Source organism: Cnuibacter sp. UC19_7, from assembly GCF_042699995.1.
Taxonomy (GTDB): Bacteria; Actinomycetota; Actinomycetes; order Actinomycetales; family Microbacteriaceae; genus Cnuibacter.
Map to the genome: position 1 here is coordinate 1,060,961 of NZ_CP170560.1, position 19,625 is coordinate 1,080,585.

Below are 19,625 nucleotides of genomic sequence, written 5' to 3' on the forward strand. Positions count from 1 at the left end.
ATGACTGCATGTCACAGAGCGACACCGATGCCACGGGGGCCGGCATCACCGTCCCCGACCCCAACTCCGACTACGACCCGAGCGCATTCCGGCGGGTCTTCGAGACCGCGTTCACCTACGCATCCGCGGTGGAGCGCAACACTCACCGCTACGCGGATCGCACCGCGGTCACCGACTCCACGACCGGTGACTCGTGGACCTACCGACAGCTCGGCGAGGTGACCGGCGCCCTGGTCGAGGGGCTCCGGCGCCACGGCGTCGGTGTGGGCGACATCGTGGGATATCAGCTGCTCAACCGGCCCGAGTTCGCCTTCCTCTACGTCGCCGCGCAGGGGCTGCGGGCCGTCTCCTCGCCGATGAACTTCCGTCTCTCGCCGACCGAGACCGCGCACATCCTCACCGAGTCGAAGCCCGTCGTCTTCGTCTACGAGTCGGCGCTGGCCGACGACGTGTCGAAGGCGCTCGCGCTCTCGGGGCACTCTCCGGCCGCGCTGGTCGCCGTCGGCGAGGGTGAGCTGCTGCCCGGCGCCATCCCGTTCGCCGACCTGCTCGTCGAGGGCGCGCCGAGCTTCCGCGCCCCCGAGGGCGCCACCGTGTGGGATGAGACGAGCCGCCTGTACACCTCCGGCACGACGGGCATGCCCAAGTCGGTACCGCTGACGAGCCTCAACGAGGTGCTCACCGCGCACGACGTGATCATGCACTTCCCCCTCTCCCCCGTCGACCGGACCATGAACATGTCGCCCTGGTTCCACCGCGGCGGCAACTACTGCGCCGGCCCGAACACCGCGTTCTACGTGGGGTCGGAGGTCGTCACGCTCCCTCAGTTCGACCCCGACCTCGTGCTCGACCTGGTCGAGCGCCACCGCCTCACCTACGTGATCGGCGCCCCCACGAACCTCGAGCGGCTGGCGGATGCGCAGGAGGCCCGGCCGCGCGACCTGACGTCGCTCTCGGGGATCGTCACCATGGGTGCCCCGCTCGAGCGGGCCGCGGCCCTCCGCTACCAGGCGACGCTCACCAAGCGCATCGCGAACGGGTACGGCACGACCGAGGCGTTCTGGAACACGTACCTGCGGCCCGACGACCTGCCGGATGCGGCGGGCGCCGCCGGACGCGCCTGCCTCGACGACGACGTCGCCGTGGTGAAGGTCTACGGCGACGACCGCTTCGCGGATCCGACCGACGTGGTCGCCAAGGACGGCGTGGAGGTCGGCGAGGTGATCATGCGCAGCGTGAAGAGCGGGTACGCGTACATGCACAACCCCGAGGAGCAGGCGAGGAAGTTCCGCGACGGCTGGGTGTACCCGGGCGACCTGGCCACCTGGGATGCGGACGAGATCGTGACCATCATCGGCCGCAAGGACGACATGATCATCTCGGGCGGCGAGAACGTGCACCCCGTCCAGGTCGAGGAGGCGCTGTCCGGGCATCCGGGGGTCGCCGACTCGATCGTCGTCGGACTGCCGCATCCGGAGTGGGGCCAGCAGGTCGTGGCCTACGTCCGGCGACGGCCCGGCGCGCTCGACGACGTCGCCGCGGCGGCGACCGAGCTCGACCGCTTCCTCCTCGACGGCGACGTCCTGGCACGCTTCAAGCGCCCGCGACGGTACGCCTTCGTCGACGACCTGCCCTACACGGCGACCGGGAAGAAGCAGCACTTCCTCATGAAGGACCGGGCGCCGGGCGATGCCGAGTCCGGCCTGTTCGTCACGCCGTAGCGCCGCCCAGCGAACTCACGGCCGGGATCTGAACGCGGTGGGGCGCTGTCTCGTCGTACCGGGTGGAGGACGACCATGACCGACGAGCAGGCCGAGCTCATGCGCGCGGTGCACGACGCTCACGGCGCGGCATTGCTGCGCTTCGTCACGCGCCTGACCCGCGACCCGGTGCAGGCGCAGGACGTCGTGCAGGAGGCGCTGCTCCGCGCCTGGCGGAAGCCCGCGATCCTCGAGCAGGGTGACGAGGCGGCACGTGCCTGGCTGTTCACGGTCGCCCGCAACATCGTGATCGACGAGAGCCGCAGCGCGCGGCGCTCGCACGAGTTCAGCACCGCCGAGCTGCCCGAGTCGCCCACCCGCGACCACACGGATGCGGTGCTCGACCGCTGGCTGGTGTCGGATGCGCTCTCGTCGCTGAGCCCCGAGCATCGCACCATCGTGGTCTCGTCGTACTACCTCGGCCGGTCGGTGGCCGAGATCGCTGAGAGCGAGGGCATCCCGGAGGGCACCGTGCGGTCCAGGATGCACTACGCACTGCGAGCGCTGCGGCTCGCGCTGCAGGAGAGGGGGGTGACCCGATGACCGACGACTATCGCGAGTGGGACGCCGCATACGTGCTCGGAGCGCTCGCGCCCGAGGAGCGCCGAGAGTACGAGCGGCATCTGGAGACGTGCGCCGAGTGCCGGAGCCGGCTCGCGGAGCTGGCGGGCATCCCCGGCATCCTCGGTGCCGTGACGCCCGAGGAGGCGGTCGCCCTGTCGGCCGACGAGGAGCCGGAGGCCCACGAGGAGGCGCCGGCGTCGCTCGTGCGATCGCTCGCCACGTCGATGAGAGTCCGCCGCCGCAGGCTGCGCCGGCGTGTGGTCGCAGGCGCCGCCGCGGCGGGCCTCGCTCTCGCCGCCCTCGGCGTGGGCGGCGGCATCCTGCTGGCGCCCACGATCTCGTGGGAGCCAGGCGCGACGACGTACGCGATGGAGTCGACGGTGCCCGACTCGGTGGAGGCACGGATCGCGGTGACCGCGAAGTCGTGGGGCACGAGGTTCGACTGGAACTGCAGCTACGGCGACTGGGCCGACCAGGGTCTGAGCGCCGACTACGACCTCGTCGTGACCGACGTCGACGGCCGCGACACCGTCGTCGCCACCTGGACCGCGGCGGGGGCGAAGACGGGCAACCTCACGGCCTCGACGAGCATCCCGGTCGACCGGATCCGCTCCGTGGAGATCCGGTTCCCGGACAGCGATCAGGCGCTCGCACAGGCCGATCTGGGCGCCTGATCGGGGCCCCTCCCAGGCCACGATCCATGCTCGAATCGGCATGGATGAAGTGCCAGACTGGGAGCCGTCTGAGTCAGGCCCGAGTCTGGAGGTCAGCACGTTGCAGCTCTTCGTCACCGGCACCACCTCACCTCTCCACGGGGAGCTCCACATCCCGGTCTCGAAGTACCACGCCCATCGCGCTCTGGTGCTCGCCTCGCTCTCGCCCGGCCGCAGCGTCATCCACGGCCTGTCGGAGACCCGCCAGGTGGTGTGGACCATCGCGGTGCTGCGGGCTCTCGGCACGCGCGTCGAGGTGGTCGGCGACTCCTACGTGGTCGACGGCGGCCCGTACTCGACCGCCGGGCACGTGATCGACCACGGCTCGTCGAGCGACGAGGGCCTGCTCAACGTCGGGTCGTCGGGCACCACCCTCTACTTCATGACCGGGCTCGCGAGCTTGGCCGACAAGCCGATCACGCTGACGGGGATGAAGTACTTCCGCCGCCGTCCGATCAAGGCGCTTCTCACCGCGCTCGGCGAGATGGGCGTCGAGTACGAGTCGACCGACGACTGCCCGCCCATCACCGTGCAGCCGCGCCCGCCCCGGGGCGGACACGTGCGGATCGCGGGCACGCTCTCGCAGTGGATCTCCGGCCTGCTGCTCCTCGCCCCCTTCGCCGAGCGTGAGACGACCATCGAGGTGGTGGGCGAGCTCAACGAGCAGCCCTACGTGGAGCTCACGGTGGAGATGATGCGGCACTGGGGCCTCGCCGTCGAGGTGTCCGACGACTGGCGCACGTACACGATCCCGCCAGGGCAGACCGCGCGCCCGGCCGAGTACACGCTGCCTCCCGACATCGGCTCGGCCGCGTTCGGACTCGCCGCCGCCGCCCTCCGTCCGTCGGACGTGCTGTTCCGCGGCATGGCGACCACGACGGCCGCCGAGACCGATCACCCGGAGGCGGAGTTCCTCGACCTGGTGTCGGCGATGGGACTGCCGATGGAGGTCGACCCCGAGTCGGGGTCCGTGCGCGTGCGCCACGACGGGATCGAGCTCGCCCCGCTCGACATCGACTGCCAGCCCGTCCCCGACCTGCTGCCGATCCTCTCGACCCTGGCGACCTTCGCGAAGGGCACGTCGCGGTTCCGCAACATCTCGCACATCCGACTCAAGGAGAGCGACCGGGTCAACGCGATGCTGCAGCTCAACCGGCTCGGCGGTGACCTGGTCGACTCCGGCGAGGAGCTCACGATCACGGGCGTCGACTCGCTGCACGGCTCGCCCATGTCGTCCTTCAACGATCACCGCGTGCTCATGTCGCTCGCCGTCGCCGCGACGAGGGCGGAGGGCCGGTCGCGGCTGACGTATCCGCGGGCGTACCGCATCTCGTATCCCACGTTCCTGCAGGAGATGACGGGCGTCGGACTCGAGATGGACATCACCGCGCCCGCCCTCGCCGAGAGCGACGTCTCCCGCCGCTCCCACCCGATCGCCTCGTGAGCGTCTCACCGTCGGTCCTCGTGCACTCGGAGCTCGTGCACGAGCTCGCGCAGACCGCGCCCGACTCCCCCGCCGTGATCGAGGTCGGCGACCGCCCGGCCGCGCTCACCTGGCGAGAGCTGCAGGACGCGGCCGACCGGGTCTCCGCGCTCCTCCTCGACCTCGGGGTACGCCGCGGCGAGTCCGTGGCGTTCCAGCTGCCGAACTGGATCGAGTGCGTGACCACGACCCTGGGTGTGCTGCAGATCGGCGCCGTCGTGGCCCCGATCATGCCCGTGTTCGGGCCACGCGAGGTCTCTATGGTGCTCTCGCGCTCCCGCGCCCGGGTGCTCGTCGTCCCGCAGTCGTTCCGCAGGAGGGCCCACGCCGCCGAGCTCACCCAGGTCGCGGTCGAGGCGGACGCGCGGGGCCTGCCGCTCACGGTCGAGCACGTCGTCGTGATCGCCGACGCGGATCGCGCGGGCACGCAGGGCGACGGGCCCTTCACGCCGCCCGCTGCACCCGCCGCGCCCGTCACCGACGACGAGCCGGGGCGCGCACGACAGCCCGGGAGCGCATCCGGGTGGACGTGGCACGACTTCGACAGCGCGCTCTCCGCCGTGACGGTCGATGCGGCGGCCCTCGAGGCACGCCGTCCCGGGGCCGACGACGTCGCGCAGCTGCTCTTCACGTCGGGCACCACCGGCGAGCCCAAGGGTGTGCAGCACGCCCACCGTTCGCTCGGGCTGGCCACCGCGATGCATGTCGCGCAGTCCGGCCTTGGAGCCGACGACCGTGTCTACATCCCCCTCCCCGCTGGCGCACCAGACGGGTTTCCTCTACGGACTGCTGCTGAGCTGGCGGCTGGGGGTGCCGAGCGTGGTGCAGCCCATCTGGGATGCGGGCGTGGCGCTGTCGCAGGCGTTCGCGACCGCGCGGGCCACCTTCATGCAGGCGGCGACGCCCTTCCTCATGGACCTCGTCGACGCCGTCGAGTCCGGCGAGCCCGCACCCGACTCGCTCCGCATCGTGGTGCCCACCGGCGCCGCGGTGCCGCGCGAGCTGGCCGAGCGCGCCATGCGCGTCCTCGGCTCGGTGACCCTCGGGGCGTTCGGCACGACGGAGACGTGCCTCGGGGCGCTCGCCTCGCCCTCCGACGGCCCGGCGGCCTGGGGCAGCGACGGGCGCGCGTTGGAAGGGGTCGGCATCCGCATCGTCGACGACACCGGGACCGAGCTGCCGCGCGGGACCGAGGGGAACTACGAGCTCCGCTCCCCGACGACGTTCCTCGGCTACCTCGACCGTCCCGACCTCACGGCCGACGTGTTCACCCCCGACGGCTGGTACCGCACGGGCGATCTCGCGATCCTCGACGAGGCCGGCTTCCTGCACATCACCGGCCGGGTGAAGGATGTGATCAACCGCGGCGGCGAGAAGGTCCCGGTGGTCGAGATCGAGAACCTGCTGTTCCAGCATCCGCGGGTGAAGGACGTCGCCATCGTCGCAGAACCCGATCCGCGCCTCGGCGAGCGCGCGTGCGCCTTCGTGGTCACCGCCGACGGGACCGAATCGCTCGGATTCGCCGAGATGCAGGCGTACCTCGGCGAGGCGCGGGTGTCGAAGTACTTCTGGCCCGAGAGGCTGGCCTTCGTCGACGAGCTGCCGCGCAATCCGGTCGGGAAGGTGCAGAAGAACCTGCTGCGGGAACGCGCAGCCGAGCTCGTCGCCACCGGCGGCGGCCTCACCGCGACCCCGAGCCAACCCCGTCCATCCGACCCGTCCACCCCATCCACCTCGAGGGAGAGCACAGCGTGACCGAAGACGAGTTCCAGGAGCTCAAGGCCGAGATCGCCGCCTGGGTCGAGGGCCCGGGCGAGGAGTTCGCCCGGCGGATCGAGGCCACCGGGTCGGTCCCGCCCGACCTGTTCGAGACGCTGCGCGAGCGCGGCTACCTCTCGCTGGCGGCTCCCGAACGCCTCGGCGGTCGGGGCGTCCCGTTCGCGAAGTACCTGGAGCTGCTCGAGCTGTTCTCCCGCTCGCACGGCTCGGTGCGGATGCTCGTGCACGTGATCAACGGCACCTGGCGCGCGATGGAGCCCTACGCCACGCCCGACCAGCTCGAGCGGATCGTGAAGCCCTCCGTCGCCGGCGACGTGCTCGTGGCGTTCACGCTCACCGAGGCCACCGCAGGCACCGGCGCCGACATCCGCACCACCGTCCGGCGCGAGGGCGACACGTACTACATGACCGGCGAGAAGCACCTCATCACCTTCGGAGTGACCTGCGACTACTGGCTCATCACCGCACGCCTCGAGGGCACCCACGGCAACGAGGGCACGGTCGAGTTCCTCATGCCCAACAGCGGGCTGCCGGGTGTGGAGGTGATCGACGACTCCGACACGATGGGCATCCGCGGGACGGACCACGCCATCCTGCGCTTCGAGAACGCGCCCGTCCCCGCGTCGGCTCGCCTTGGCGAGGAGGGGCAGGGGCTCGAGGTCGCCCTCGGCGGCTTCCTGCTGCCGTCGCGCATCTCCGTCGCGATGAGCTGCGTGGGCTTGGCCGAGCGGGCGCAGCAGCTCGCCGTCGAGTACGCCCTGAAGCGCGAGACCTTCGGCAAGACGCTCGCGGAGCGGCCTGTCATCCAGCAGTACCTGGCCGAGAACTACGCCGACATCGCGGCGGCGCGAGCGCTCGTGCTCGAGGCCGCCCGCGCCTACGAGGAGGGGCGGCCCGACGCCGGCGCCCTGTCGAGCGCATCGAAGATGGTGGCGGTCGACATGATCGGGCGTGTCACCGACAAGGCGCTGCAGGTGCACGGCGGACAGGGATACTGGCACCGCAACCCCATCGAGCGCGTCTACCGCGACGCGCGCGCCCCCCGGTTCGAGGAGGGCACCAACGAGATCCAGAAGACGGTCGTCGCACGCCACGTGCTGACCGAGGCGGTCGCCGAGGCGGCACGGGCCACCGCGGGCACCGGCGCCCCTGAGAAGTCCGAGGAGCAGGCATGACCGAGTCCACCCCGCGCATCGTCGCCATCACGGGCGCGTCCCGCGGCATCGGGCGGCTGCTCGCGCAGAAGCTCGGTGCTCAGGGCGCGGCCGTCGTCATCAACTACAAGGTGAACGCCGACCTCGCCGAGGAGTCGCTCGCCGACGTCGTCGCCGCCGGCGGCTCGGGCATCACCGTGCAGGCCGACGTCGAGCAGACCGACGACATCGACGCGATGTTCGAGCGCATCCGCATCGAGTACGGCCGCCTCGACGCGTTCGTCGCGAACGCCGCCGCGAGCGCCTTCAAGCCGGTCGCGGCGTTGAAGACGCACCACCTCGATCGCAGCTACGCGATGAACACCCGGTCGTTCGTGCTCGGCGCCATCCGCGCCGCCGAGCTCATGGATGCGGGCGGCCGCATCGTCGCGGTGACGAGCTACGGCTCGCTGCGCGCGTTCCCCACGTATGCGGCGCTGGGCGCGGCGAAGGCGGCGAACGAGGCGTACGTGAAGTACATGGCCACCGAGTTCGGCCCGCGGCAGATCACGGTCAACGCGGTGAACGGCGGTCTCATCGACACCGACTCGCTCGACTACTTCTACCACCGCGTGCCGGGCATGGCGCCGATGGAGACGGTGCTGTCGAAGGTGCCGCTGCAGCGCCCGGGCACCGCCGACGACATGGCGGATGCGATCGACTTCCTGCTCTCGGACCGCGCGTCGTACATCACCGGGCAGGTCCTCTCGGTCGACGGCGGGCTCACGATCGTCGCTCCCCCGTTCTGGGCCGACACCACCGGCGACCTCCGGTCCGCGGTGATGCTCGACGGACCCGACCCGTCGGTGCTCCCGGACTGAGCCGGACCTGCGAGACTGAGCAGCGTGTCCGCACATCTTCGACGCACCTTCTCACCGTGGAGACTCGGCCCGATCGAGCTGCCCCACCGCGTGATCATGGGCAGCATGCACGCCGGCCTCGAGACGCTCGACGACGGAGGCGATGCCCTCGCGGTGTACTACTCCGAGCGGGTGCGGGGCGGGGCGTGCCTCGTGATCACGGGCGGCATCGCCGTGAGCCGCCAGGGCAGCGGGGCCCTCGACTTCAGCGTGTTCGGCGACCCCACCGGCGACGCGCGGATGGCGCGGGCCGTCAGCGCCGTGCACGCGGCGGGCGGGCTCATCGCCGCGCAGCTCTTCCACGCCGGCCGGTACGCGATGCTCGAGGGGATGACCGAGCCCGACGGCATGCCCACCCGCTCGGTGGCTCCGTCGCCGCTGCCCTGGCGCGGGGCACGCGACACCGTGCCGCAGGAGCTCGACGAGGAGGGCATCCTCCGGGTCATCGACGAGTTCCGGCTCGCCGCCGCCCGCGCCGTGCAGCTGGGCTTCGACGCCGTGGAGATCATGGGGTCGGAGGGGTACCTCATCAACCAGTTCTGCTCGCCGGTGACGAACCTGCGCGACGACGAGTGGGGCGGCGATGCGGCCCGGCGCCGCCGCTTCGCCGTGGAGGTCACCCGCGCGGTGCGACACGGCGTGGGCGCCGACGTGCCGATCATCGTGCGGATGTCGGGCGCCGACCTCGTGCCTGGGTCGTCGACCCAGGAGGAGACCGACCAGCTGGCGCGCGCCCTCGTGGTCGCGGGCGCCGACGCTCTCAACATCGGCATCGGGTGGCACGAGTCGACGGTGCCCACCGTGCAGGCCGCCGTGCCTCACGGTGTCTGGCTGCGGTACTCGGAGGCCGTCGTCTCGGCGATCTGCACCCTGCCCGATGAGCACTGGGTGCGCGACGACGAGGGCCGCAAGGGCGTCACGCCCATCCCCGTCATCGCGAGCAACCGCATGAACGACCTCCGCGACGCCGAGGACGTGCTCGGCCGCCGCACGGTCACCGCGGTCGCCCTGGCGCGCCCCTTCCTCGCCGACGCCTCGCTCATCGAGCACTCGCGGGAGGGCCGCTTCGACCACGTCAACACGTGCATCGGCTGCAACCAGGCCTGCCTCGACCGGTCGTTCGCCCTCACGCCGGTGTCGTGCCTGGTGAACCCGCGCGCAGCGAGGGAGGCGCGCTACCCGGTGGCCGTGTCGCTGCGGACGTCGTTGACCGCGCGCTTCGCCGTGGTCGGCGGCGGGCCCGCGGGGCTCGTCGCCGCGTCCGACCTCGCCGGGCAGGGGCACCGCGTCACCCTGTTCGAGGCGGCCGCCGAGTTGGGCGGGCAGTTCACACTGGCCGCGCGCATCCCCACCAAGGAGGACTACGCCCTCACCGTGCGCCACTACGAGTCTCTGCTCGAGCGGCAGGGCGTCGCGATCGAGACCGCGCATCCGGCGATCGTCGACGAGCTCGCGGAGTTCGACGGAGTCGTCGTGGCCACGGGCGTGCGCCCGCGCACGATCGACGTTCCCGGGGCCTCGCTTCCGCACGTGCTGTCGTACGAGGAGGCCATCCGGGGCGGCGTGCCGTCGGGACCGGTGGTGATCATCGGTGGAGGCGGGATCGGCGTCGACACGGCGAAGTTCCTCGTGCTCTCGCACGACGCCGTCGAGCGGGGGCGTGAGTTCGACGCCCGCTTCGGTCTGGCGTCGCCCGAGACGATGCTCGAGGGCTCCGCGTACCCGCAGCGCGTGCGCATGCGCCGTCCGCTCCGGCACCACGCGCCGCGGCCCGGATCGTCGGTCACGGTGCTGCGCCGGCGCGGGAAGTTCGGCGCAGGGATGGGCATCACCTCGCGCTGGGTCGCCCTCGGCGAGCTGCGCGATGCGGGCGTGCGGATGCTCGCCGACCTCGACTATGAGGAGATCACCCCCGACGGCGTGCGCGTGCGCTTCGCCGACGGACGCAGCGAGCTGCTCCCCGCCGCCGCGGTGATCGTGTGCGCCGGGCAGGTGTCGCACGACCCCCTCAGCGCCGAGCTGGCCGCCCGCGGGGTGCGGCACGAGGTCGTGGGCGGCGCGCTCGACGCCTCCGGCGTCGACGCCGTGCGCGCGACGCGGCAGGGCCTCGACGCCGCCCGCCGTCTCCCCCGCCCCGCGTCCGTCCCCGCCGCCTGACCCGGGCCCCCGCCCGCCGCGGGATGGGTGCCCCTACCCCGTGGCGGCTTTGTCCAGGTTTCCGTCGCGAAATCGGCGATCTCCGACAGAAACCTGGACAAAGCCAGGGGGGCAGCGCGGCGCTTCAGCAGTGGGGGTGGACGGCGGCGTGGGCCGGGAGGTCGGCGTGCTGCGCCGGATCGACGGCGGACACCTGCTCGAGGAAGGCGTCGAGGTCGAGGGGGCGGCCGTCGCGCCAGGTGCCGAGCACGTGCACGTCGTCGACGAGGCGCGCTGGGTCGACCGTGGTCGGGTCGGCGGAGAGCACGACGAAGTCGGCGCGCTTACCCGGCACGATCGAGCCGAGGTCGTCGCCGCGGCCGATGTGACGCGCGGCGCTGATGGTCTCCGCCTTCAGCGCCCCCTCGATCCCGATCCGCTGCTCCGGCCCCCGCACCGCGCCCGACCCGGTGCGCCGGGTGACCGCGGCCTGGATGTTGAGGAGCGGGATCGGCGGGCTCACCGACCCGTCGTTGTGGAAGCTCACGGTCGCGCCGCTGCACACCGCATCCGCGAACCGCTGCCACTGCGACCCGATCTCGGAGGCGAACAGCGTCCCGTCGAGCACATCGCCCCAGTAGACGAACTGGAACGGGCTCATCGAGACGCCCACCCCGAGCGACGCCGCGCGTCCGAACTGCTCGGCCCGGGCTCCGCCCACATGCTCGACCCGCCAGCCGTGGTCGGCGCCGAGCAGCCCCTGCCGCGTGAGCGCCCGTTCGTAGGCGTCGAGCACGATGTCGAGCCCCAGATCGCCGTTGACGTGGAACGCCATCTGAAGCCCGCTCCCGGCGAGGGAGTCGAGCAGGTCGTCGAGCTCGGCGCGGGTGTAGTTCATCATCGCCTCGCCGCCGGGCCCGGGGGTGATGCCCGCGCCCCGGACGGTCTCGTTGTCGAGGTACGGGAACGTGGTCGCGATGGTGCCGACCCAGGGTGATCCGTCGGCCCAGAGCTTCACACCCACCTTCCGCACCATCGCCTCGGGCGCCGTGGTGTCGAGCGGGGCGGTCGGATCCGGCTCGGTCGACATGTGGTACAGCGACAGCCGCAGCGGGCTGTCGGGGAGCGACGCGAGCGCGGTGATCGCGGGCAGCAGGGTCAGGCCGAACGTGTGCTCGGTGGTCGCGGTGATCCCGTTCTCGGCCATGTAGCGGTACCACTTGGCGGCCGAGAGCAGCGGATCGGTGAGCACGGTCGCCATCATCGGCATGAGCACGGCCATCACCGCCTGCAGCTCGGAGCAGCGGCCGTTCGAGGTGCCGTCGGGGTTGCGGCCGAAGCTCGCGCCGACAGGGTCGGCGGGAGGCATCCCGCCGACCCAGCCCAGCTGCCGGATGAGCGCGCTCGAGAAGTACCCCTCGTGTCCGGAGTTGTCGAGCACGAAGACCGGGCGGTCCGGGAAGAACGTGTCGAGGTCGAGGTTCGTCAGCTCCGGCGCCGACTGCAGGGTGCGGTCGAGGCCGTTGAACAGCAGCCCGACGCCGGGCGGGGTCTCTGCCTCGAGCCGCTCGAACAGCGCCGTCACATCGGCGTAGGTCGGATAGCCGACGTAGGGCGCGATCCAGTGCGCGGGCTCACGGCACATCATGCCGCTCATGATGGGGTGGCTGTGCGAGTCGATGAAGCCCGGGAGGAGGGCAGCATCGCCGAGGTCGACGAGGTCGGCGTCCGGATGGGCCGCGGTCAGCTCGTCACGGGATCCGACGGCGACGATCGTCCCGGTCGCGGTGTCGACGCCGACCGCCTCGGCGCGCGGACGATCCGGGTCGATGGTGAGGACCACGCGGGCGGCGACGAGGCGATCGAGAGGCACGCGCCCAGCCTGGCGCACGGCCGCTCCGCGCACAATCGCCCGGGTGGGGGCGGCCGCCCGGGCTGTCCCCCTCCGGTCGGAGACGGTACCGTGGCGGCATGGCAGTGCTGCTCCATCTCGACTCGTCCAGCGACGACACCGGCTCACGGAGCCGCTCGATCGGGAAGGAGTTCGCCGACGCCTGGCTCGCCGCCGCCCCCGGCAACGAGGTCGTGCACCGCGACCTCCACCGCGATCCGCTCCCCCACCTGGCGGATGCGTCGCTGCACTGGCCGCCGCGGCTGCGCGGCGAGGGTGCGAGGCCGCCGGCCGACGCGGAGGCGCTGCAGGGCTCCCTCATCGAGGAGCTGCTCGCCGCCGACGCCGTGCTGGTCGACGCCCCGATGTACAACTACTCGATGCCCTCCGCCCTCAAGGCGTGGATCGACCACATCCACGTCCCCGGGGTCACGGCGCCGTTCGACGTGCCGTCGCAGCCTCTGGCCGGGCGGCCCGCGGTCATCGTGTCGACGCGCGGCGGCTCGTACGATGCCGGCTCGCCGACGGAGGGGTGGGATCACGTGGTGCCACCGCTCACCCTCATCCTGAGCGAGGCCCTCGGCATGACCGTGACCGTGATCAGGGCCGACCTCACCCTCGCGGAGTCGGTGCCCGCCCTGGCCGAGGAGATCCCGCGGTCGCGGCAGGAGCACGCCGACGCGCTCGCCGCCGCGCGCTCGCTCGGCTCGACCCTGGGTGCCGCCTCCCTCTGACCGGCCTCGCGAGCGCCTGCGTCCGCGCCCGAGGACGGGCTCACGCGAGCGAGTCGAGGAGTTCCGCGGTCGCCTCGGGCGCGGCGAGCATCATGTCGTGCCCCGTCGCGAGCGTGACGTGGGCCGCCCCGTCCGCGAGCGCCGCGTCTCGAGAGACGGCGAGCGACGCGAGCGGGGGCTCGGTGTGCTCGACGTACGTGCGCGGGATCGACGTCAGCGGCGCGGGGTCGAAGTCGACGGCATCCGTCTGCGCCTTGTAGGGGAAGTCGGTCAGCCGCGGACCGACGAACGTCTGCAGCACGGGATCCGTGATCGCCCACTGGGAGAGGAACGCGGTCGTCGCGGGCAGCCGCCACCCGTCACCCTCCGCCCGGGCGAGAGCCGTGTAGCGCGCGGCGACGGCCGGCGGCTCCACGTCGAGGAGGCGCTGGCCGGGCCTGACGTAGAACGCCCCCGCGAACACGACGCTCCGGATGCGGTCGGCGCAGGCCTCCACGACGGGTCCCGCGATGACCCCCGCGTAGGAGTGGAGGACCAGGACCACGTCGTGCAGATCCTCGAACCAGAGGAGCTCGGTGAGATCGTCGACGTGGGTGGAGACCCCGACCGACGGGGTGAGCTCGGCGCGCCGCTCGCCCTGGCCGGTCAGCGTCGGGGTGTACACCTCGTGGCCTCGCCTCCGCAGCAGCCGGGCGACCGGGCTCCACGCCCATCCGCCGTGCATCGCCCCGTGAACCAGCACCACCGTCGCCATGACCCCCACCGTAGCGGCGATGCAACCCCGTGTGCGGGCGCATTCGAGAAGGGCACGATGGGCGGCATGGCAGTGACGGTGCGTGAGATGGACTGCAGCCCGGACGCGGTGTTCGAGGTGCTCGCGGATGGCTGGCTCTACCCGAGCTGGGTGGTGGGCGCCTCGCGGATGCGCGACGTCGACGCGCGCTGGCCGGCCCCGGATGCGGTGCTGCAGCACTCCTTCGGGGTGTGGCCCATGCTGCTCGACGACGAGACGCGCATGCTCGAGTGGGCGCCCCCGCACCGGGCGGTGATGCGCCCGAAGGGGCGGCCCATCGGCGAAGCGCAGGTCACGCTCGAGGTGAAGCCGCGCGGCACCGGCTGCGTCGTGCGGATCGACGAGGTCCCGGTCGCCGGCCCGGGCCGCTGGGTCCACAACCCGGCGATGGATGTGGCCATCCATCTCCGCAACGTCGAGACGCTGCGGAGGCTCGCGTACATCGCCGAGAACCGCACGGATCAGCACGGCAGGCACGCCGCCTTCTGACCACGGGCGCGCCGCGAGGCAGACTGGTCGAATGGAACTCCGCGACGCTGCCCGGCAGCTCTACGGCGTCGACCCGTCGAGCTTCATGGCCGAGCGTTCGCGCCTGGCCGCGGAGGCCCGATCCGCGGGCGAGAAGGACCTCGCGAAGCGGCTGACGGGCCTCAGGAAGCCCACCGTCGCGGCATGGGTGGTCAACGCGGCCGTGCGCGACCGACCCGACCTGCTCGACGACATCCGCCGCCTCGGGACAGAGCTCCGGGGCGACCATGACGACGTGGAACTGCGCGAGCTCGGGACGGAACGCCGCCGGCTGATCGCGCGCGCCGCCCGGGAGTGGGCGGCAGCCGCGGGGGAACGCGGCACCGCGGTCTCGGAGGCGGTGCAGCGCGACCTCGAGTCGACCGTGCAGGCCGCGCTCATCGACGCCGGCGCCGCGGTCGCCCTCGACAGCGGGATGCTCGTGCGCCCGCTGTCGGCGAACGGCCTCGACGCGATCGACGTGTCGGACGCGGTCGCGCTTCCGGAGATCGCGGACGAGGCGCGCGAGGCCCAGGGAGCGCCGGACGCGGAGGTGATCGAGTTCCGCCCGCGGTCCCGCTCCGGTACGTCGACGGCGAAGGAGACCGATCGAGCTCGCGCGTCGAATGACCGCGCCGCGTCCGACCGGGCGGCGCTCGACCGGGCGGCCGGGCGCCTCGCCGCCGCTGAACGGGAGCTCGAGGAGGCGCGAAGCGAGCTCGCCGACCTCCGCGACCGGCTCCACGAGCTCGACGGCGAGCGCGGGCGGCTCGAGACCGAGATCGACGACCTCACGGAGCAGCTCGAGGGCGCCCGCGAGGACCTCGCGCGCGTCGACCGCGAGCGCGGTGAGCTGCGTCGCCGGCGCACCCACGGCGAGCGTGCGGTGACGGATGCGGAGCGACGGGTGAACCGGCTGACCCCCGAGTAGGGTGAGCCGCATGACGACGGATGCGGACAGGCGGGATGCTGCGGTCGAACGTCTCGGCCTGATGGACACCGGGCCCGAGGAGCGGTACGACCGCATCACCCGGCTGGCGAAGGACGTCTTCGACGTCGATCACGCCGTGGTCAACGTCGTCGACTCGACGACCATCTTCACGAAGTCGCAGCCCGAGGGCGGCACCTTCCGTCACACCCCGCCGACGGACTCCTTCTGCGCGGTGACGGTGGAGCAGGATGACCTCCTCGAGGTCGACGACGCGACCCGGGATGATCGCTTCTCCGAACGCGCGATCGTCACGGAGCACGGCATCCGCTTCTACGCAGGGCTTCCACTCAAGACCGAGGACGGCGACACGGTCGCCACCCTGTGTCTGCTCGATTCCCAGCCACGCACCCTCAGCGACGAGGACCGCGAGGCCTTCGCCCGCATGGGCGCCTGGGCCGAGGCCGAGATCCAGCTCGACGACATCAGGGCGACACCGGTCAAGGCCGCTCCCCTGCTCGACTCGGTCGACGGCGACGGTGTCACCGTGTCGACTCTCGCCATCCCCTATGGCGCGGTCAGCGGCGATCGGGGCGCCTGGCGCGAGGTCGGCGAGACGGTGCTCGTCGCGCTCACCGATGTGATGGGTAAGGGAGAGGCCCAGGGTGCACTCGCCCAGCGCATCGTCGGCGCCCTCCTGGACGGTCCCGGCGGCGGCGCTGCCGAGCGTCCCCTCGACGCGGTCGTCCGGGTCGAAGACGACCTCGACGCGCAGCACGCCCTCGACACCACCTTCGCCACGCTCTTCCACGCGGCGATCGACACGGTCTCGGGACGCGTGGAGTACGTCGACGCCGGTCACGGGCTCACCCTCCTGATCGCGGCCGACGGCGGGCTCACCCGCCTGGCCTCGCACAACCTCCCGCTGGGCCTGCGCCCGCCCGGGGTGCCCTGGGAGGCGGGCGAGGTCACCGTGGCATCGGGCGACCTCCTCATCTCGGTCTCCGACGGGGTGCTCGACGCCTATGACTCCACGCTCGAGAGCCTCCGGATGCTCGCCGACGACCTGCGCGCCGCTCAGGAGACCCGTGAGTTCCTCGACCGTCTCACGGTGCGCGTGTCGGAGCACGTCGTCGACGACGACGTCACCGCGGTCGTCGTCTCGGTGCACTGACCCCCGACGCGGCGCGCGCCCGCGCCCGCCCCGCCGAGCGCGCCCATCGGTGAGAAGGCGCCCCTTCCGTCACGCCGAAGGGGCGTCTTCTCGCAACTCGGCGCGAGAGCCACGCGGCCAGCCCGTCCAACGGCGAGAACGCGCCCTTCCCGTCACGCCGAAGGGGCGCCTTCTCGCGGGTGGATGAACGCGGTCAGCATCCCGAGCACGGCGCCCAGCAGGGTGTCGAGCACGCGCTCCATCGCGAGCCCGCCCAGATCCGCACCCGGGACGGCCGCGCTCGAGATGAGCAGCACCAGCGGGGTGATGAACACCAGCGCCAGGGCGTAGTTGCGCACGACGAGCAGCTCGATGAGGAACTGCAGCGCCGCGAGGACGAGCGCCAGCAGCGGCGCGGGCACCGATACGAGCGCGATCAGCGCGAAGAGGCCCGCCCCGGCCACCGTCCCGACGAAGCGCTGGCTTCCGCGCACCATCGCCGTGCGGCGTCCGGCGTTCACGCCGATCACCGCGATGCCGGAGCACACCGCCCAGTACGCCCGCTCCTGGTCGATCCAGAGGGTGCTGAGAACGGTGCCGACCACCGCCACGATGGCGACGCGGACGAGCAGCAGCCGCGTCTCCACACCGAGCCGCGGCCCGGGCAGGAGGGTGCGCAGCGCCCGCGCGCTGCGGCGGCGCACGGCGGGCACGACGAGCGGCGCCACCGCGACCGCGTAGGCGATGAGGCAGCCGACGATGAAGACCGCGAGGAAGGACAGCGGGTCGACGCGTCTCACCCCGTCGACGACCGCGGTCACGTTCGTCGCCATGCCGTAGACCAGCGCGAAGAAGACCGGCCCCGGCGGGCCGAGCGCGAACGCGTACGCCAGCGCCGAGGAGACGACGGTCACCACGACCAGCCCCACCGCGACCGCCGCGGGATCCGGGGCGACCAGGGCGCCGGCGGCCGCGCATCCGATCAGCAGCAGGCCCACCAGCGGCAGCGCTCTGGCGCGCTCGCGTACGGAGGCCGAGGCCAGGTAGAGGGCGGTGAAGGCGCCGCCCGCTGCCTGGAGACCGACGAGCGGCTGGCCGAGCAGCGTGAACAGCCCGACGGGCAGAGCCATCGCCAGCGCCGCCTGCGTCGCGATCGGCCATCGCGGATGCGGGGCGGGCCTCACCCGGACGAGGTCGAGCGTCCAGGACGCCAGCCCGCCGAGGACGCCGCGAGTGTTCACCGCGACCTCACTCCTCGCGAGGTCGGGTGGCGGCCTCGTAGGCGGAGGCGGCGTCGACGAGCGCGAGGTGACTGAGGCCCTGGGGCAGATTGCCGAGGAAGTCGCCGGTCTCGGTCGAGATCATCTCCGCGTAGAGGCCCACGTCGTTCGCCGACGCGACCAGCGCATCCATGCGGGCCTTCGCGGCCTCGAGCTCGCCCAGCCAGACCTGCCCCTGCACCAGCCAGAAGGCGCAGGCCACGAATGCGCCCTCCTCCCGGTCGACGCCGGTGTAGCGGTAGACCTGCTCCCCCACGGCCAGCTCGTCGCGGATGCGCTCCACGGTCCTGCGGGTGCGGGCCGGGTCGCCGAACTCCTCGGCGACGTGGAGGAGGAAGGAGGCATCGAGGTCCTTGCTGCCCGGCCACATCGTGTACGCGCCGCGCTTCTCGGACCACCCCTTCGTGTCGAGCCACTCCTCGAGGAGGCGCTTGTTCTTCCGCCACAGTGCGACATCCTCGTCGGTGGGCTTGATCTCTCCCAGCTCGTACAAACGCAGCGCATCCGTCAACGCCTTCCAGCAGCCGATCTTGCTCGTCACATAGTGCCGCTTCTTCGGCAGCTCCCACATCCCCGAGTCCTTCTTCGGCCACATCCGGCAGGCATGGTCGGCGTACGCGACGACGAGCTCGCTGGTGCGCTCGTCGAGGATGTTCCCCGACTCGACGTAGTGCAGCATGATGCCGATCACGTCGGCGAAGACGCCGAGCTGCAGCTGCCCGGAGGCGGGATTCCCGGCGTGGACCGGGCCGATGCCGCGCCACCCCTCCGACTTCGTGCCCTTCAGCCCGTCGGGGAGCGTTCCGTCGAGCTCGAAGAAGATCTGGAGGTCGTTCCCGTACTCCTTCAGCATCTTCAGCACCCACGACACGGCGGCGTGCGGCTCCTCGCGCAGACCGTACCGGGTCAGCGCACCCACCGTGTACGCGAGATCGCGCACCCACGCGAAGCGGTAGTCCCAGTTCTTCCCGCCGCGGAGGTCCTCGGGCAGACCCGTGGTCGCCGCCGCCGCGATCGCCCCGGTGGGCGAGAAGATCAGGAGCTTGAGCGCGAGGGCGCTGCGCTGCACCGCCTCCGCCCAGGGGCCTGAGTAGTCGAACTCCTCCGACCAGCGCTGCCAGTTCGCGATGGTGCGGTCGATGCCCTGGTCCACGATCCTCGGATCCGGGACGTGGATCGGCTCGTCGTCGGTGCCGCACACCGCGATGAGGTGCCGCGACCCCGGGGAGGTCGTGAACGCGCCGCGGAACTCCAGCGGCCCGTCGGGGAAGCCGTCGCCGGGGTCGTGCGGATCGGTGCGGCCGTGCTCGAAGCCCACGAGCACGAGGTCGATGCTCGCCGCCCGCAGGATCGGCCCGTGCAGGGTGTCGAGGCGCTGGACGGGCTCCGTCCCGAACGTGTTGCCCGGGATCACGGCCCACTCGAACGCCACCTCACCGTCGACGCCGTCGATGCGGCGGGCGAGCTCCGTCCAGGGGAGGCGACCCGCGACGCCGGTGACCAGCGCATCCGTCACCGTCGCCGTGCCGGAGGCGGTCGTGAAGGTCGTGCGCAGCACGTTCGTGCCCTCGACGTACTCGCGCGTCGACTCGAAGGCGTCCACGGGCCGGAGCTCGAGACGTCCACCGTCGCGCTGGTCGACGATCCCCGCGAAGACCGGAGGGGTGTGCAGCGCGGGCATGGGCAGCCAGTCGATCTGCCCGTCACGGGCGATGAGGGCGACGGTGCGCCCGTCGCCGATCCCGGCATAGCCTCGGAGGTCCGCGTATCCGTCTTGACGCTCGAGCGCCCCGCCTGCATTCACCTGTATGAACCTACGCGGCCCCGGACAGACGAGCACCCCCAGGACGA

Annotated in this window: 16 protein-coding genes and 1 pseudogene; 13 read left to right on the forward strand and 4 right to left on the reverse strand. The window is 72.1% G+C overall.

Annotated elements, in window-relative coordinates; genetic code table 11:
- The first annotated feature begins 8 nt into the window (after nt 1-8).
- The 9 genes and pseudogenes from ACFJGV_RS04965 (at nt 9) to ACFJGV_RS05005 (ending at nt 10,509) form a co-directional block, all read left to right on the forward strand.
- Nucleotides 9-1,721 carry a class I adenylate-forming enzyme family protein gene (locus ACFJGV_RS04965; RefSeq protein WP_378147291.1) on the forward strand — a complete coding sequence of 571 codons (1,713 nt, stop codon included), beginning with the start codon at nt 9-11 and terminating at the stop codon, nt 1,719-1,721.
- Nucleotides 1,722-1,796: 75 nt separating this feature from the next.
- Nucleotides 1,797-2,303: a sigma-70 family RNA polymerase sigma factor gene (locus tag ACFJGV_RS04970; protein WP_378147292.1), complete on the forward strand. Its 507-nt coding sequence runs from the start codon at nt 1,797-1,799 to the stop codon at nt 2,301-2,303.
- Nucleotides 2,300-2,998: an anti-sigma factor family protein gene (locus ACFJGV_RS04975; protein ID WP_378147294.1), complete on the forward strand. Its 699-nt coding sequence runs from the start codon at nt 2,300-2,302 to the stop codon at nt 2,996-2,998. Before ACFJGV_RS04970 ends, ACFJGV_RS04975 begins: the two co-directional genes overlap by 4 nt.
- Before the next feature lie 40 nt (nt 2,999-3,038).
- A complete protein-coding gene (aroA, locus tag ACFJGV_RS04980; protein ID WP_378147296.1) occupies nt 3,039-4,481 on the forward strand; it encodes a 3-phosphoshikimate 1-carboxyvinyltransferase in 1,443 nt (480 codons plus the stop codon).
- A 74-nt stretch (nt 4,482-4,555) separates the two neighbouring features.
- Nucleotides 4,556-5,173, forward strand: a pseudogene (locus ACFJGV_RS04985) (AMP-binding protein); the annotation flags it as partial.
- 49 nt (nt 5,174-5,222) lie between these two features.
- On the forward strand, nt 5,223-6,275 hold the full coding sequence (locus ACFJGV_RS04990) for an AMP-binding protein (RefSeq protein WP_378147297.1): 1,053 nt from the start codon (nt 5,223-5,225) through the stop codon (nt 6,273-6,275).
- Nucleotides 6,272-7,474 (forward strand): acyl-CoA dehydrogenase family protein, encoded by a 1,203-nt coding sequence (locus tag ACFJGV_RS04995; RefSeq protein ID WP_378148633.1) that lies wholly within the window; start codon nt 6,272-6,274, stop codon nt 7,472-7,474. The genes ACFJGV_RS04990 and ACFJGV_RS04995 overlap by 4 nt, the downstream gene beginning before the upstream one ends.
- A complete protein-coding gene (locus ACFJGV_RS05000; protein WP_378147298.1) occupies nt 7,471-8,313 on the forward strand; it encodes an SDR family oxidoreductase in 843 nt (280 codons plus the stop codon). The genes ACFJGV_RS04995 and ACFJGV_RS05000 overlap by 4 nt, the downstream gene beginning before the upstream one ends.
- A gap of 24 nt (nt 8,314-8,337) precedes the next feature.
- Nucleotides 8,338-10,509, forward strand: a complete 2,172-nt coding sequence (locus ACFJGV_RS05005; protein ID WP_378147300.1) for an FAD-dependent oxidoreductase — start codon at nt 8,338-8,340, stop codon at nt 10,507-10,509.
- A 124-nt stretch (nt 10,510-10,633) separates the two neighbouring features.
- Here the strand turns inward: ACFJGV_RS05005 and ACFJGV_RS05010 are convergent, their stop codons facing one another.
- Complete coding sequence (locus ACFJGV_RS05010) at nt 10,634-12,361, reverse strand: amidohydrolase (protein WP_378147301.1); 1,728 nt, start codon at nt 12,359-12,361, stop codon at nt 10,634-10,636.
- Nucleotides 12,362-12,459: 98 nt separating this feature from the next.
- Between ACFJGV_RS05010 and ACFJGV_RS05015 the strand changes: the two genes are divergently transcribed.
- The gene (locus ACFJGV_RS05015; RefSeq protein WP_378147303.1) at nt 12,460-13,113 is read left to right on the forward strand and encodes an FMN-dependent NADH-azoreductase; all 654 of its coding nucleotides are present in this window, start codon (nt 12,460-12,462) and stop codon (nt 13,111-13,113) included.
- A 40-nt stretch (nt 13,114-13,153) separates the two neighbouring features.
- On the opposite strand, the gene ACFJGV_RS05020 is transcribed toward ACFJGV_RS05015, so the two are convergent.
- A complete protein-coding gene (locus tag ACFJGV_RS05020) occupies nt 13,154-13,867 on the reverse strand; it encodes an alpha/beta fold hydrolase (RefSeq protein WP_378147305.1) in 714 nt (237 codons plus the stop codon).
- 66 nt (nt 13,868-13,933) lie between these two features.
- On the opposite strand from ACFJGV_RS05020, the gene ACFJGV_RS05025 reads away from it, so the two are divergent.
- The 3 genes from ACFJGV_RS05025 to ACFJGV_RS05035 are packed head-to-tail and all read left to right on the forward strand — an operon-like array spanning nt 13,934 to nt 16,515.
- Entirely contained in the window at nt 13,934-14,395 is a 462-nt protein-coding gene (locus tag ACFJGV_RS05025) for an SRPBCC family protein (RefSeq protein WP_378148635.1), read from the forward strand.
- Between the two features lie 31 nt (nt 14,396-14,426).
- The gene (locus ACFJGV_RS05030; RefSeq protein WP_378147307.1) at nt 14,427-15,344 is read left to right on the forward strand and encodes a hypothetical protein; all 918 of its coding nucleotides are present in this window, start codon (nt 14,427-14,429) and stop codon (nt 15,342-15,344) included.
- Between the two features lie 10 nt (nt 15,345-15,354).
- Nucleotides 15,355-16,515, forward strand: a complete 1,161-nt coding sequence (locus ACFJGV_RS05035) for a GAF domain-containing SpoIIE family protein phosphatase (protein ID WP_378147309.1) — start codon at nt 15,355-15,357, stop codon at nt 16,513-16,515.
- A 152-nt stretch (nt 16,516-16,667) separates the two neighbouring features.
- Here ACFJGV_RS05035 and ACFJGV_RS05040 read toward each other — a convergent pair whose 3' ends face one another.
- Complete coding sequence (locus ACFJGV_RS05040) at nt 16,668-17,735, reverse strand: FUSC family protein (protein WP_378147310.1); 1,068 nt, start codon at nt 17,733-17,735, stop codon at nt 16,668-16,670.
- Nucleotides 17,736-17,742: 7 nt separating this feature from the next.
- Entirely contained in the window at nt 17,743-19,578 is a 1,836-nt protein-coding gene (locus ACFJGV_RS05045; RefSeq protein ID WP_378147311.1) for a glycoside hydrolase family 15 protein, read from the reverse strand.
- Nucleotides 19,579-19,625 lie beyond the last annotated feature (47 nt).